This window comes from Kribbella sp. NPDC023855 (assembly GCF_040639475.1).
Lineage (GTDB): Bacteria > Actinomycetota > Actinomycetes > Propionibacteriales > Kribbellaceae > Kribbella.
Genome location: NZ_JBFAAA010000001.1, coordinates 1,208,800 through 1,223,191 on the forward strand (window position 1 = coordinate 1,208,800; position 14,392 = coordinate 1,223,191).

The 14,392-nt window shown below is 67.5% G+C and carries 12 protein-coding genes; 4 read left to right on the top strand and 8 right to left on the bottom strand.

Annotated features, from left to right (window positions below):
- Positions 1 to 32: 32 nt before the first annotated feature.
- A complete protein-coding gene (locus AB0F51_RS05545) occupies positions 33 to 1,007 on the top strand; it encodes a helix-turn-helix domain-containing protein (RefSeq protein WP_360274423.1) in 975 nt (324 codons plus the stop codon).
- A gap of 4 nt (positions 1,008 to 1,011) precedes the next feature.
- Here AB0F51_RS05545 and AB0F51_RS05550 read toward each other — a convergent pair whose 3' ends face one another.
- Positions 1,012 to 2,139, bottom strand: a complete 1,128-nt coding sequence (locus AB0F51_RS05550; RefSeq protein WP_360274426.1) for a Xaa-Pro peptidase family protein — start codon at positions 2,137 to 2,139, stop codon at positions 1,012 to 1,014.
- Between the two features lie 254 nt (positions 2,140 to 2,393).
- On the opposite strand from AB0F51_RS05550, the gene AB0F51_RS05555 reads away from it, so the two are divergent.
- Genes AB0F51_RS05555 through AB0F51_RS05565 form a run of 3 tightly spaced genes read left to right on the top strand, consistent with a single transcriptional unit; the run spans position 2,394 to position 5,770 of the window.
- Complete coding sequence (locus tag AB0F51_RS05555) at positions 2,394 to 3,233, top strand: alpha/beta hydrolase (RefSeq protein ID WP_360274429.1); 840 nt, start codon at positions 2,394 to 2,396, stop codon at positions 3,231 to 3,233.
- 9 nt (positions 3,234 to 3,242) lie between these two features.
- Complete coding sequence (locus AB0F51_RS05560) at positions 3,243 to 4,124, top strand: SDR family NAD(P)-dependent oxidoreductase (RefSeq protein WP_360274432.1); 882 nt, start codon at positions 3,243 to 3,245, stop codon at positions 4,122 to 4,124.
- The gene (locus AB0F51_RS05565; protein WP_360274435.1) at positions 4,124 to 5,770 is read left to right on the top strand and encodes an AMP-binding protein; all 1,647 of its coding nucleotides are present in this window, start codon (positions 4,124 to 4,126) and stop codon (positions 5,768 to 5,770) included. Before AB0F51_RS05560 ends, AB0F51_RS05565 begins: the two co-directional genes overlap by 1 nt.
- Before the next feature lie 42 nt (positions 5,771 to 5,812).
- Here the strand turns inward: AB0F51_RS05565 and AB0F51_RS05570 are convergent, their stop codons facing one another.
- The 7 genes from AB0F51_RS05570 to AB0F51_RS05600 all read right to left on the bottom strand — a co-directional run bounded on the left by AB0F51_RS05570 (position 5,813) and on the right by AB0F51_RS05600 (position 14,355).
- Positions 5,813 to 6,871, bottom strand: coding sequence for a dipeptide ABC transporter ATP-binding protein (locus tag AB0F51_RS05570; RefSeq protein WP_360274437.1), 1,059 nt, complete (start codon positions 6,869 to 6,871; stop codon positions 5,813 to 5,815).
- 13 nt (positions 6,872 to 6,884) lie between these two features.
- Positions 6,885 to 7,910 carry an ABC transporter ATP-binding protein gene (locus tag AB0F51_RS05575; protein WP_360274440.1) on the bottom strand — a complete coding sequence of 342 codons (1,026 nt, stop codon included), beginning with the start codon at positions 7,908 to 7,910 and terminating at the stop codon, positions 6,885 to 6,887.
- Complete coding sequence (locus AB0F51_RS05580) at positions 7,907 to 8,920, bottom strand: ABC transporter permease (protein WP_360274443.1); 1,014 nt, start codon at positions 8,918 to 8,920, stop codon at positions 7,907 to 7,909. Before AB0F51_RS05580 ends, AB0F51_RS05575 begins: the two co-directional genes overlap by 4 nt.
- Positions 8,921 to 9,007: 87 nt before the next feature.
- Positions 9,008 to 10,765, bottom strand: coding sequence for an ABC transporter substrate-binding protein (locus tag AB0F51_RS05585; RefSeq protein ID WP_360274446.1), 1,758 nt, complete (start codon positions 10,763 to 10,765; stop codon positions 9,008 to 9,010).
- Positions 10,766 to 10,848: 83 nt separating this feature from the next.
- Positions 10,849 to 11,844 carry an ABC transporter permease gene (locus tag AB0F51_RS05590; RefSeq protein WP_360274449.1) on the bottom strand — a complete coding sequence of 332 codons (996 nt, stop codon included), beginning with the start codon at positions 11,842 to 11,844 and terminating at the stop codon, positions 10,849 to 10,851.
- 238 nt (positions 11,845 to 12,082) lie between these two features.
- The gene (locus AB0F51_RS05595; protein ID WP_360274452.1) at positions 12,083 to 13,687 is read right to left on the bottom strand and encodes an ABC transporter substrate-binding protein; all 1,605 of its coding nucleotides are present in this window, start codon (positions 13,685 to 13,687) and stop codon (positions 12,083 to 12,085) included.
- A 17-nt stretch (positions 13,688 to 13,704) separates the two neighbouring features.
- On the bottom strand, positions 13,705 to 14,355 hold the full coding sequence (locus AB0F51_RS05600; RefSeq protein WP_360274454.1) for an HAD family phosphatase: 651 nt from the start codon (positions 14,353 to 14,355) through the stop codon (positions 13,705 to 13,707).
- Between the last annotated feature and the right edge of the window lie 37 nt (positions 14,356 to 14,392).

Sequence of the window (14,392 nt, forward strand, 5' to 3'; positions counted from 1 at the left end):
GCCAGATCGCCAACGTGTGTCAAGATATGGCCATGGCTGCTCCGATCACGCCACACCGCGTCGCCGTCCTCGCGCTCGAGCCCGTCGTCGGCTTCGACCTCACCATCCCGCCGACCGTCCTCGGCGAGGCGACCACCCCGGACGGCACCCGCCTGTACGACGTGAAGATCTGCGGGCTCGACTCGACCCCGATCCACGCCGGTGCAGGTTTCTCCCTGATCCCCGACCACGGCATCGATGCGCTCGCCGAGGCCGACACCGTGATCATCCCGGGCACCTACATTCATCAGCCCCGGCACGAGGGCACCCTGCCCGACGATCTGGCAGCCGCCCTCGCCACGATCCGTCCGGGCACGAGGATCGCCTCGATCTGCACCGGCGCCTTCGTCCTCGGCGCGGCCGGCCTGCTCGACGGCCGACCTGCGACGACGCACTGGCGGCGCGCGGACGCGTTTCGCGCGCTCTACCCGAAGGTGCTGCTCGACGAGGACCTGCTGTTCGTCGACGACGGAGACATCATCACCTCAGCCGGACTCGCGGCCGGGGTGGACCTGTGCCTCCACCTCATCCGCCGCGACTTCGGGAGCGAGGTCGCCAACCGTGCGGCGCGGCACTGCGTCGTGGCGCCTTGGCGTGACGGCGGCCAATCACAGTTCATCGAACGCGTAGTACCGGACGAAGGAAGCGAGGGGACTGCGCCCACGCGGGCCTGGGCTCTGCAGCACCTGGAGCAGGAGATCACCCTCAGCTCCATGGCCGCGCGGTCCGGGATGAGCGTGCGGACCTTCAGCCGCCGCTTCAAGGCCGAGACGGGCCAGTCGCCGGGGAGCTGGCTGCTGCAGCAGCGTGTCCGCCACGCCTGTCACCTGCTGGAGACGACAAGCCTGTCGGTCGAGCGCGTTGCCGAAGCAGCCGGCCTGGGCACGGCTGCTTCGCTGCGCCACCACCTGCGCGGCGAGATCGGCATCTCACCGCTCGCCTATCGCAAGACCTTCCGCGCCAGCTGACTCGTCAGAGCACGACCAGCTCGTGTGGACGCTGGTTGACCGACTCGACGCCATCCTCGGTGACGACCACGATGTCCTCGATCCGCGCACCCCAGCGACCGAGCTGGTAGATGCCCGGCTCGATGCTGAACGCCATCCCCGCTTCGAGGACGAGGTCGTTGCCGCTCACGATGTACGGCTCTTCGTGGACATCGAGCCCGATCCCGTGGCCGGTTCGGTGGATGAAGAACTCGCCGAACCCGGCCGCCTCGATCACCTCGCGAGCCGCGGCATCGATCGACTCCGCGGTCACGCCCGGCCGCACCGCGTCGACCGCGGTCTGCTGCGCCACCCGCAGGACCTCGTACGTCGCCGCGACGTCGGCGTCCCGCGGTTCACCGATCGCGTACGTCCGGGTCGAGTCCGAGTTGTAGCCCTCGGCGATCGGGCCGCCGATGTCGACCACGACCACATCGCCGTGCTCGATCACCCGGTCGGACACCGAGTGGTGCGGACTCGCCCCGTTCGGGCCGCTGCCGACGATCACGAAGTCGGCGAGCACGTGCCCCTCCTCGACGATGGCCGCCGCGATGTCCGCGCCGACCTCCGCCTCGGTCCGCCCGGCTCGCAGGCACTCCCCGACGCGGGCGTGCACGCGGTCGATCGCGGCACCCGCCTTGCGTAGTGCGTCCACCTCCGCCGGGTCCTTGCGCATCCGCAGCTCCCGCACGATCGGTCCGGCGAGCACCTGCTCGGCGCCGGGCAGGGCTGCCCGCAATGCGAGCACGTGCAGCGCTGGGGTGAAGTCGCTGACCGCGACGCGATCGGGTTTGCCGAGCCGCTCGGCGGCCACGGCGTACGGGTTGTCGCCGTCGACCCAGGTGATCACGTCGATGCCGAGCTCGTCGGTCGGCACGTCGGCGTACCCGGGTGCTTCGAGTTTCGGCACCACCAGTGCGGGCGGGCCGTCGGCGGGGATGACCAACGTGGTGAGGCGTTCGAACGAACCGCCTTCGCGACCGAGTAGGTAGCGCAGGTCCGACCCCGGCGCGATCAGCAGTCCGGTGCCGGCGGCAGCCTCCCTGGCCCGCTCCAACCGAGCACGCAGTACTGCGGAATCGGGGGCCGGCGACTGTGGTGATCGACGTGACATGAGTCCGACCCTAAGCCAGATTCGCAAACTGTCCGAGGCGATTGTTAGAACTGTGCCTCAGTGTCCTGCGTCCGAGGTTGTTTGAGTGATTGCGGTGTCCAGGTGCGTGCATCGCGGTGCTTGAGGAGGGTCCTCGATGCGGAGCATCGTGGATGCTTCTCAAGTGCCGTGAGGTGCGTGCCTGGGCGCCGCAAGCGCCAAAGAACCTCGGACGCAGGACACTAACTGAATCGGTATCGCGAAAGGGCATCATCATGGCGCTTCATCACGTCACTCACGGCGAGGGCACTCCGGTGCTCGCGCTGCACGGCTGGACCCCGGACCACCGGTTGATGACCGGTTGCTTGGAGCCGATCTTCGCGAACCGGCCCGGCTACCGGCGGCTGTATCCCGACCTGCCCGGCATGGGCCAGAGCCCGGCCGGGGACATCGACAGCTCTGACGGCATCATGGCCGCGCTTCGGGAGTTCGTCGACGCCGAGATCGGCACCGAGCCGTTCATCCTGATCGGCGAGTCGTACGGCGGCTACCTGTCGCGCGGCCTGGTCGCGGAGCGTCCGGACCAGATTCTCGGCCTCGGCCTGATCTGCCCGATCGGCGTCGCGCTGGAGCACGCCGATCGGACCGTGCCCGAGCACGTCGTGCTCGAGTCCGATCCGGAGGTGCTCGCCGGCCTGACCCCTGCGCAGGTCGAGGACTTCACCGGGATCGCCGTAGTGCAGACGGCGGAAACCCTCCGGCAGTACCAGCAGGACATCGAGCCAGGTCTCGATGCGGCCGACGCCGAGGCGATGGCGCGGATCCGCAAGAACTGGGCGCTCACGATCGCGCCGGAGAGCGGCCCGGTCTTCACCAGGCCGTCACTGATCCTGTGCGGCCGGCAGGACTCGAGCACCGGGTATGCGGATCAGTACCCCCTGCTCCCCCACTACCCCCGCGCCTCGTACGTCGTCCTCGACGGTGCGGGCCACAACCTTCAGATCGAGCAGCCCGCGCTGCTGGCCGCCCTGATCGACGACTGGCTGACGCGGATCGCCCGCGAGCCCGAGCCAGACTTTCCGGCAGGTCTGCCCACGCAGCCTACTAGCCGGTAATGTCGTGCCATGGAGACCGGAAGGCGCCCGATCGGCTGGCCGCTGCTCGTCGCGTTGACCAACGGGCGGACCAGGATTCCTGACGACCGGCTCGCGGCGGCGGTCCGCGGCAAGGTCGTGCTGGTGACCGGTTCGTCGTACGGGATCGGCGAGGCGACGGCCAAGCGGCTGGCGCGGGCCGGCGCGACCGTGCTGTTGCTGGCGCGGACGGCCGGGCAACTGGAGATCGTCGCCGACGAGATCCGGGCCGAGGGCGGCAAGGCCTTCGCCTACCCGGCGAACCTGGCCGACCCGGTCGCGATCGAGGAGGTCGTCGCGAAGGTGCTCGCCGACCACGGTCACGTCGACGTGCTGGTGAGCAATGCCGGCAAGTCGATCCGCCGGTCGGTTGCGGACTCCTACCAGCGTTTCCACGACATCGAGCGGACCAACGCGGTCAACTACCTCGGCCCGGCCAAGCTCGTGCTCGAACTGCTGCCGTCCATGCGGGAGCGCGGCTCGGGTCACATCGTCAACGTGTCGACGGCCGGGGTGCGGACTCCGCCGATGGCGCGCTGGTCGGCGTACCTGGCGTCGAAGAGCGCGTTCGACACGTGGTTGCGGTGTGTGTCGCAGGAGGTGCGCGACGACGGCGTAACCACGTCGACCATCTACATGGGGCTGGTCCACACCCGGATGAGTTCACCGACGCCCATTCTGAACAGAATGCCTGGGCTGAGCCCGGAGCAGGCCGCCGACCAGGTCTGTACCGCGGTAGCCGAGAAGCCGCACAACATCACCCCACCCTTCGTCCGGCCGGTCGATGCCCTGGGCAATCTCTTCCGGGTGCCCACGGACCGGCTGTTCGAGCGGTACTTCCGCCTGACCAACCGCAGCCGCAAGGACAACTGATGAGGATGCGGCGGGTGGGGGTGCGGCCGATCGGGCCGATGCGGCCGCCCGACCGGTTGGTCCACGTAGCCGCCGAACTGAGTGGCGTGTCGATCGCGCTGGTCAAGTCAGGCGTTTGGCGGTCGGCACGGCCGACGCAACTGGTGCCGATTGAGCGGGCGTTGCGGCAGTGGGGTCAGTCGATCGCGGCGCTGGGTGCGATTGCGGCGATCCGGTTCCCTGACCGGCCGGCCGTGATCGACGAGCGCGGCACGATCACCTACCGGGAGCTCGGCGAGCGAACTTCGCGTCAGGCGGCCGCGCTGCACGCGCAGTACGGGATCGGCGCCGGAAGCAAGGTCGCGGTGCTGTGCCGCAACCATCGGTGGTTCCTCGAGGCGACGCTGGCGGCGTCCCGGCTTGGTGCTGACGTGCTGTTCGTTAACACCGAGTTCGCGCCGCCACAGCTCGAGAGCCTGCTGCAGCAGCATCGTCCGGATCTGCTGATCCACGACGAGGAGTTCGCCGCGGCCGATGTTCCCTCCGTGGTTGCCTGGGGCAATGGTTCGGTGACGCTCGACGGGCTGGCCGAGACCACCGCACCCGATGCACCACTACCGGACAAACCCGGACACGTCACGATCCTCACCTCCGGCACCACGGGCATTCCGAAGGCCGCGCCGCGGGCGCCGACCGCTTGGGGGCTGGCCGGGCTGACCGCCAGCACGCTGAACCGGATCGGCCTGCGCGCGGGCGAGCCGATGGTGATCTGCCCACCGCTGTTCCATGGGCTGGGCCTGCTCAACTCGATGCTCGCGCTGTTCCTCGGCTCCCCGCTGGTTTTGGCCCGCCGGTACGACGCTGCGGCGGTGCTCGCGTCGGTCGAGCGCAACCGGGCCGGCGCGATCGTCGCAGTACCGGTCATGTTGCAGCGGATGCTCGATCTCGGTCCGGAGGCGATCGCCGAGTACGACCTGCGGTCGCTGCGGGCGGTGATCTCCGGCGCATCGGCGTTGGGGCCGGCATTGGCCGAGCGGTTCATCGCCCAGTTCGGTCCGGTGCTGTGCGATGCGTACGGGTCCAGCGAGATCGGCATCGCGACGATCGCCACGTCCCCGGACCTGATCGAGGCGCCGGGCACGGTCGGGCGGCCCTGCCTGGGCAGCTCGGTCCGGATCCTCGACGATCATGACCGGCCCGTCGGTACCGGCGTCACGGGACGGATCTTCGCCGGTGGCGGACTGGTCTTCGGCGGCTACTCGGACGGCAGCAGCAAGACGATGGTCGACGGCCGGATGAGCACCGGCGACCTGGGCCACCTCGACGCCGCCGGCCGCCTGTTCGTCGACGGCCGCGAAGACGACATGATCGTGTCAGGCGGCGAGAACGTCTACCCGGTCGAGGTCGAGAACTGCCTGATGAGTCACCCAGGCGTCGCGGAGGCCGTCGCGGTCGGCGTACCGGACGAGGATTTCGGCCAGCGCCTCGTCGCTTACGTCGTACCGACCACGTCGAGCACCGTCACCGAAGACGACCTCATCGACCACGTCCGCACCAACCTCGCCCGCTACAAAACACCCCGCCAAGTGATCCTGGTCGACACCCTCCCCCGCAACGCCACCGGCAAAATCCTCCGCAACAACCTCAAGAACACAGAGGAGTACTGAAAAAGAGTCCGAGACCGTTGGGTTCCGGACTCTTTCAGATCATCAGCTGGCGGTGGCCTTCCTGGGGGCTTCGCCGCCTGGCTGGTTCTCGGGGAAGTGGCAGGCGGTTTGGTGGCCGGGGGCCAACTGGAGAAGCGGGGGTTCGACCGTTTTGCAGATGTCCTGGGCTTTCCAGCAGCGGGTGTGGAAGCGGCAGGCGGGGGGTGGGTCGATGGGGCTGGGGACGTCCCCCTGGAGGCGGATGCGTTCTTGTTTGCCCCGGCGCTTGGTGTCCGGGACCGGTACTGCGGACAGCAGGGCCAGCGTGTACGGGTGCATCGGCTTTTCGTACAGGTCGACGCGGTCGGCGATCTCCACGATCTTGCCGAGGTACATGACGGCCACCCGGTCGGACACGTGGCGGACCACGGACAGGTCGTGGGCGATCATCACGTAGGTCAGGTCGAACTCGTCCTGCAGGTCCTCCAGCAGGTTGACCACCTGGGCCTGGATCGACACGTCGAGGGCGGAGACCGGTTCGTCGGCGACGATGAGCTTCGGGCGGAGGGCCAGGGTGCGGGCGATGCCGATGCGCTGGCGCTGGCCGCCGGAGAACTCGTGCGGGTAGCGGTTGTAGTGCTCCGGGCTCAGGCCGACCAGCTCGAGCAGTTCCTGGACGGCCTTCTTGGTGCCGCCCTCGGTCTTCACCTTCTGCAGCCTGAACGGCGCGCCGACGATCTTGCCGACCGTGTGCCGCGGGTTCAGCGAGCCGTACGGGTCCTGGAAGATCATCTGCACGTCCTTGCGCAGCGGCCGCATCTTGCCGTCGCCGAGGTGGCTGATGTCGCGCCCCTCGAAGATGATCTTGCCGTCGGTCGGCTCGAGCAGCCGGGTGAGCAGCCGGCCGGTGGTGGTCTTGCCGCAGCCCGACTCCCCCACCAGCGAGAACGTCTCGCCCTTGCGCACCGTGAAGTCCAGGCCGTCGACGGCCTGGACGGCGCCGACCTGGCGCTGCAGCAGGCCGCGCCGGATCGGGAAGTGCTTGGTCAGATTCGTCACCGCGAGCAGGTCCTCGCCATCTGCCGGGGCAGGCGTGACCGGTTCGGTTTCAGCAGTAGTCACAGGGTTCGCTCCGTCACAGCTTCGGCTTGATCTCGGTGTCCCAGATCTCCTGGCGCTTCGCCGGGGACAGGTGACAGGCCACCTTGTGCCCGCCGGCGATCTCCAGCAGCTCCGGCCGATCGGTCTCGGACGCGCCGCCGTTCAGGCTGGCATAGCTGCAACGCGGGTTGAACGCACAGCCCGACGGCACGTTGATGAGGCTGGGTGGCGACCCCTTGATCGGAATGAGGCGCTCGGTCCGCTCCCGGTCGATCCGCGGCATCGAGCCGAGCAGGCCCCAGGTGTAGGGGTGCTGCGGGCGGTCGAAGATGTCCTCGGCGCTGCCGTACTCGATCGCGCGGCCGGCGTACATCACCTGGATGTCGTCGGCCAGCTCGGCGACCACGCCGAGGTCGTGGGTGATGATGATGACGGCCGAGTTGAACTCGCGCTGCAGGTCCCGGATCAGGTCCAGGATCTGCGCCTGCACGGTGACGTCGAGCGCGGTGGTCGGCTCGTCGGCGATCAGCAGGTCGGGGTCGCACGACAGCGCCATCGCGATCATCGCGCGCTGCCGCATACCGCCGGAGAACTGGTGCGGGTAGGCGTCGACGCGCTTGTCGGGCTGCGGGATGCCGACCCGCTCCAGCATGTCGATCGCGTGCTTGCGGGCGACCGCCTTGGTGACCTTGTTGTGCACCCGGTAGGCCTCGATGATCTGGTGGCCGACCGTGTAGTACGGGTGCATCGCGGACAGCGGGTCCTGGAAGATCATCGCCATCCGCTTGCCGCGCAGCGACCGGACCTCGTCCGGAGTGGCGTTGACCAGCTCCATCCCGTCCAGAATGATCTCGCCGGAGATCCGCGCCGTACCGCGCTTGTGCAGGCCCATCACCGACAGGCTGGTGACGCTCTTGCCGGAACCGGACTCGCCCACGATGCCGAGCGTCTTGCCGCGCTCGACCGAGAACGACAACCCGTCGACCGACTTGACCAGACCGTCGTCGGTCGGGAAATGCACCTTGAGATCCCGCACCTGCAGGAAGGGGTCGGTACTCAATTCACTCGCACCCTCGGGTCGATGACGGCGTACATGAGGTCCACGATCAGGTTCGCGAACACGATGAAGACGGTGGAGACCAGGACCACTCCCATCACCTTCGGCATGTCCTGGTCGCTGATCGCGGTGACCGCGTACATGCCCAGGCCGTTGATGCTGAACACCTTCTCGGTCAGCACGGCGCCACCGATCAGCAGGCCGAAGTCCAGCCCGAAGATGGTCAGGATCGGGGTCAGGGCCGCGCGCAGCCCGTGCTTGACCACGACATCACGCTCGATCAGGCCCTTGGCCCGGGCGGTGCGGATGTAGTCCTCGTTCATCGTCTCCAGCATGCCCGCGCGGGTGTGCCGGGCGTACTGCGCGGAGAACAGGAAGGCCAGCGTGATCCAGGGCAGCAGCAGGCCCCGGAACCACTGGGCCGGATTCTGGGTGAACGGGACGTACGACCCGCCACCCTTGAAGATCTGCAACTGGTAGGCGAAGATCGCCAGCGCCATCAGGCCGGTCCAGAAGATCGGCATCGAGACGCCCGCCAGGGCGACCGACATCGCCGCCCTGTCGAAGATCGACCCTCGTTTCAGGGCCGACAGGACGCCGGTACCGATGCCGCTGAGCAGCCACAGCACGGCGGCACCGATGGCCAGCGAGAACGTGACCGGTATTCGGTCCAGCAGGTCGGGCCAGACCGGTGACCGGTTGATGAAGGAGTACCCGAGGCAGGGTGCCGGGCAGTGCTCGATCGACGCGCCCATGTCGTAGTCCGTACCGACCACGACGCCCTTCGCCCAGTTCCAGTACTGCACGGCGATCGGGTCGGTGAACCCGAGCCGCACCGCCGTCGCGTGCACGGTTTCGGCCGTCGCGGAACGTCCGACGTACCGGGCAGCCATCGTGTCCGGTCCGGCGCCCGCGAGGCGTGGGACCAGGAAGAAGATGGAGAAGGTGATGATGCTGATGACGAACAGCAGTCCGACTGCGGCGATCAGGCGCCTGATGATGTATGTGACCACGACCGGTGGCACCGGTGGCCGGCCCGGCGGATTCCACCGGGCCGGCCACCTTCTGCCTTCACCTACCTAACAGGTTTGAATGCTGACTTACGAGTGGCCGAGATTCACGTAGTCGTACATGCCGTACTGCGCGTTGACGAACACGTTCGTCAGGTTCTTGCTGCGCAGCAGCAGGCTCTTGGCCCACACACCCGGGTAGACCACGGCCTCTTCCATCACCCGCTTGTCGATCTCGCCCCACTTGGCCTCGCGCTTGCCCTTGTCGAGCTCGTTCTGCGCCTCGTCGAGCCACTTGTCGACCTCGGGGATCCGGACGCTGGTGTTCGACGAACCACCGGTGTCGCGGATGACGCGCGAGTCGGTGATCTGCGACAGGAAGCCGAAGCCGTCGTTCCAGTCCGCGCCCCAGCCGTTGACGACCAGGCCGAGGTTGTTCTTGACCACGTACGGCGGGTTGCCGGCGTAGGTCGAGAAGTAGTCCTTGCGCGGGAAGCCCTTCGGGGTCAGCTTGATGCCGATCTTGGCCAGCTGCTGCTGGAACGCCTCGGCGGCCGCCTTCTCCTTCGGACGCTCGATCCGGTAGGAGATCTGGGTCGAGAAGCCGTCCGGGAAGCCGCACTTGGTCAGTGCTTCCTTGGCCTTGGCGATGTCGCCCTTGTTGTCCGGCGTCGGGAACGCGTCGTTGGCCACGTAGCCCGGGATGATCGGCGGCAGCATGCTGCTGGCCAGCTCACCACCGGCGAACGCGCCGCCGTAGGCGGTCTGGTACGCCGTCTTGTCCATCCCGTACATGACCGCCTTGCGGCACTCGATGTTGTCGAACGGCTTCACCGTCGGGTTGATCGAGGTGTACCAGGTGCGCGCCAGGGTCGGGTTGTCGGCCCGCGACTTCAGGTCCGGGTTGCTCAGCACGCGGCTCTGGGTGGCGGTGGTGACACCGGTACCGGTGATCGCGATGTCGAGGTCGCCGGAGGTGATCCGGTTGTCGATGTCCTCGGCGTTGACGTTCATCAGGACCTCGTAACCGTCCGGCAGCGCCTTACGGTTCGGGTCGGTCGCCGCGTCCCAGTGCGGGTTGCGAACGAGCTTGTAGCTCTTGCCCTCCTGGTAGTCGGAGAACATGTACGGACCCGAGGAGATCACGTGCTCCTTGTACTTCGCGCCGGTGTCCTTCGCGGCCGGCGCCGGAGCGCCCTGCGGCGTGGTCAGCACGTAGTCGAAGCCGGAGAACGCCTTCTTCAGGTGGAAGACGATGGTGTAGTCGTCCGGCGTGGTGATCGCCGAGTCGATGTTCATGCCCTTGGTCTTGTACGGACCCTTGTAGGCGGCCGGCCAGTTGAGCATGTCGTTGAAGTACGTCGGGCCGTCGGGGTAGATCTCCTTGTCGAACGACCGCTCGATCCCGTACTTGACGTCCTTGGCCTTGATCTCGGTGCCGTCTTCGAACTTGACACCCTTGCGCAGCTTGTAGGTCCAGGTCTTGCCCTGGTCCTCGGTCTTGCCCAGGCTCTCGGCCAGGTCGGGGACCACGTTGTCGCTGGTCTTGCCGGGGCCGATCTCGAACATCGTCAGCGTCCGCACGTAGGTGCGGACCATGTTCCACTGGCTGCCGTAGTAGGTGTCCGCCGGGTCGGTGGAGTCCGGCACGCTCTCGTCGGCGATCTTGATGATGCCGCCCTTCTTGTCAGAAGGGTTGAACACCTTGTCCACACCGGCGTTGAACTCCGCCTTGGTCGTCGAGGAACCTCCGCCCGTGGTGTCGTCGCCGCCGCCGCTACAGGCCGAGAGGCCGAGGGCAAGTGCCGCTGCAGCGGCGATCGCCGTTCGCAGTCGTCTGGTGTTCATCGTTCCCGATCCACCCCTTCTTCCATCTTCTGTCAGCTTCGGCGAAGCTGACGGGGAGCTACTTGGTCAGTTGTGCGTGCGGGTCATCGCGCCCGGGGATCGAGCGCGTCACGCAGCCCGTCGCCGAACAGGTTGAAGGACAAGACGGTGATGAAGATCGCCATGCCCGGCCAGAACATGAAGTGCGGCATCGTGTAGTACGCGACGGCGTCGGACAGCATGCCGCCCCAGGTGGCCATCGGCGGGTAGACGCCGACACCGAGGAACGACAGCGCCGCCTCGAACAGGATGTTGGTCGGGATGATCAGGGTCGCGTAGACGAGGATCGGGCCGATCAGGTTCGGCAGCAGTTCGGTGAACAGGATGTACGGCCGGCGCGCGCCGAGGCTGCGGGCCGCGTCGACGAACTCGCGTTCCCGCAGCGACAGGGTCTGGCCGCGGACGATCCGGCCGATGTACGGCCAGTTGAAGAAGCCGACCAGGAAGATCAGCAACGCGATCCGCAGCGCGTTCCCCTTCAGCCCGAAGGCCTCGTCCGGGATCACACCGCCCAGGGCGAGTGCGAAGACCAGCAGCGGGAAGGCCAGGAAGACGTCCATCAGCCGGCTGATCAGCGCGTCCACCCAGCCGCCGAAGAAGCCGGCGATGATGCCCATCGCGGTGCCGATGGTGACCGACAGCAAGGTGGCCAGGAACGCGATCAGCAGCGACACCCGGGCGCCGTAGACGACCCTGGCGAAGATGTCGCGGCCCTTCTCCGGCTCGATCCCCATCGGGTGGTCCCAGGACATGCCGCCGAACTTGCCGAGCGGGGCCAGCGTGCCGTTCTTGGTGTCGATCAGGTCCTGGTTGTACAGGTTCGGGGACACCCCGATGGCCTTGCAGATCAGCGGCGCGAAGATCGCCACCACCATCAGCACGATCACCACACCGGCGCCGGCCAGCGCGACCTTGTCCCGCTTGAGCCTGGTCCAGGCGATCTGGCCGAGCGAGCGTCCCTCGATCTTGCCCGCACCCTTGAGGACAGCCTCAGGATCTGCTGCCATCGCGCCGGGCTCGACCTCGAGTGGTGTCGTCACGCGTCGTGTTCCCCTGCCTGTGTCAATGGATCCGGGGTCCGGATACCGAGTGGCTGCCGCCTTAACCTGCCGCCATTACTCGCCGGAGTCAAACGCCCAAAGTGGTGCGTTGCCCGATCGTGATGCGTAGGCAATCGTCCCGTATCGTGGGACAACTCGCAGTACAGCATGCACTTACCGAGGGTCGCTGGCGACGCGCTGTCACTGACACTGACGGGCCACCGGGACTCCCGCGGGGCTACTTGCGCAACGACGAGAAATACAGGAACGACAGCGGATTGAGCGCCTTGTCGACGTTCTCGACGCTCTTACCCGCGACAACGGTCAGCCGGCCCTGCCAGCTGGGGATCACGGGGCTGTCCTGGGCCAGCAGGTTCTGCAGCTCGGTCAGTGACTCTTCGCGCTCGAGCTGATTCTGCTCCGCGATTTCCTGATCCAGCAGCTTGTTGGCCGCCGTACTCCGGTAGCCGTTCTGGAACATCCCGTTCTCGCGGACGAACGGCTGCAGGTAGTCACCGCTGTCGAGGTAGTCGGGGATCAGGCCGGCCTGGTAGAAGTCGTAGGCCCCGGCCCGAGCGAGCTGCTGGTACCTCGGCCACTCGGCACTCCTCAGCACCACCTTGAACAGCCCCGACGCCTCGAGCTGCCGCTTCAGTTCCAGTACCTCGGCCTTCGCGCCCGCGCCGTACTGGAAGGACGTCCAGCCGAGGGTGAGCGTCACCGGCGTGACGATGCCGGCCTCGCGCAGAATCGCCGCGGCCGCCGTCTTGTTCGGTTCCCTGTACTGCGTCCGGAACGCGTCCACCTGCCCGGCGAATCCGGGTGGCACCACCGAGTACAGCGGTGACACGTGATCGCCGTACGCCTTCTTGGCGATGGCCGGCCGGTCGATCAGTTGCGCGACAGCCCGTCGTACGGCGGGCTTGCGGGCGATCGGCGAGCGCAGGTTGAAGGCGAAGAAGCGGATCTCCGCCGATCCCCCCTCGATCACCTGGACCCGGTCGCCGGCGCGCAGCTTGTCGAGTGTCCCCGGCCCGAAGCCGTGGAACCCGAGGTCGGCTTTGCCGGTCGTCATCGCCTGCGTCAGCGACGGCGCGTCCTTCAGGAAACTGATCTCGACCGCGTCGTTCTGCGCCGCCCGCGATCCGCGGTACTTCTTGAACTTGCCCAGCACCGCCGACGTACCGGGCTGATAGTTCTTCAGCTGGTAAGGCCCGCTGCCCATCGCGTTGTCGCTCAGCAGCTTGGTGGCCGGATAGACCTGCTCGTCGACGATCGACGCGGCCGTCGTGGTCAGCAGGTACGGCAACCGGGCGTCGGGCTTCTTCAAGGTGAAGACCGCGGTCAGCCTGTCCGGCGTACTCACCGAGGCCACCGAGGAGAACAGCCCGGCCGCGCCACCGGGCGTCTTCAGCCGGAGCATCCGGTCGAAGCTGAACTTCACGTCCGACGAGGTCAGCTCGTCACCGTTCGGGAAGGTCAGCTCGTCCTTCAGGCTGCAGGTGTACGTCGTCGGTGCGTCGTACTGGCAGTCGGCGGCGTCCGGCACCGGGGTGGGTTTACCGGGCATGATCGTCAGCAGCGTCTGGAAGAGGTTCGCCTGCAGCGTGCGGGACCCGATCTCGTACGGTCCGGCCGGGTCGAGTGAGGTGACGGAGTCGGCGGTCGCCACCTTGATGACCAGCTGCTTCGGGGCCGGCTCGCCCTGGCTCGGCCCGCCCGCGCCGGGCTTGCCACAGCCGGCGATCGAGCCCGCCAGCAGACCGGCTGCCGCCAGCCACGCGGCTCGCCGCATCATCACACTCACCATCTCAACCTTCCCCCAGAACACCCCCACAGGCACTCAAAGAAGGTAACCCCTCAGTGGAGCAGGTCGCGCAGCGCATCCGGCGTGAGCTGTTCGAGTGACTGCACGACCAGCCGCCGTGGCGCCACCGGGATCGTCACCCACTGCGGTACGGCGACCACGAACGCCCCCGCCGCGGTACCGGCCTGCGCGCCGGTCAGCGAGTCCTCGATCACCACGCACTGCGTCACGTCGACGCCCAGCTCGGCCGCCGCGGTCAGGTACGGCTCGGGGTGGGGTTTGCCGTTGCCGACCTCGTCGCCGGCCACGATCACGTCGAACAGGTCGGGCGGCAGATGGGACAGCGCCGCGTCGACCATCACCCGGTACGACGCCGAGACCAGGCCGCACGGAATCCCCGCTGCCTTCAGCCCGGTCAGGAGTTCCAGCGCGCCAGGACGCAGTACGACGCCCTCCTTCAGCGCGCGGACCACTTCGCCGTACATCCGCCCGGCCAGTTCCTCGGCCTCGATCACACCCGGCCGCAGCTGCGCCATCCACACCTTGACCGCGTCGGCCAGGTCGCTGCCGACCAGCGTCATGCAGTCCTCTTCGGTCCAGGTGGCGCCGAGTGAGGTGAGCAGCTCGATCTGGACCCGCGCCCAGACGGGCTCGGAATCCACCAGCGTGCCGTCCATGTCCCAGAGCACCGCTTGGAGGGTCATGCGGGAGATCCTACGGATACGCCACCGACACCTTTCC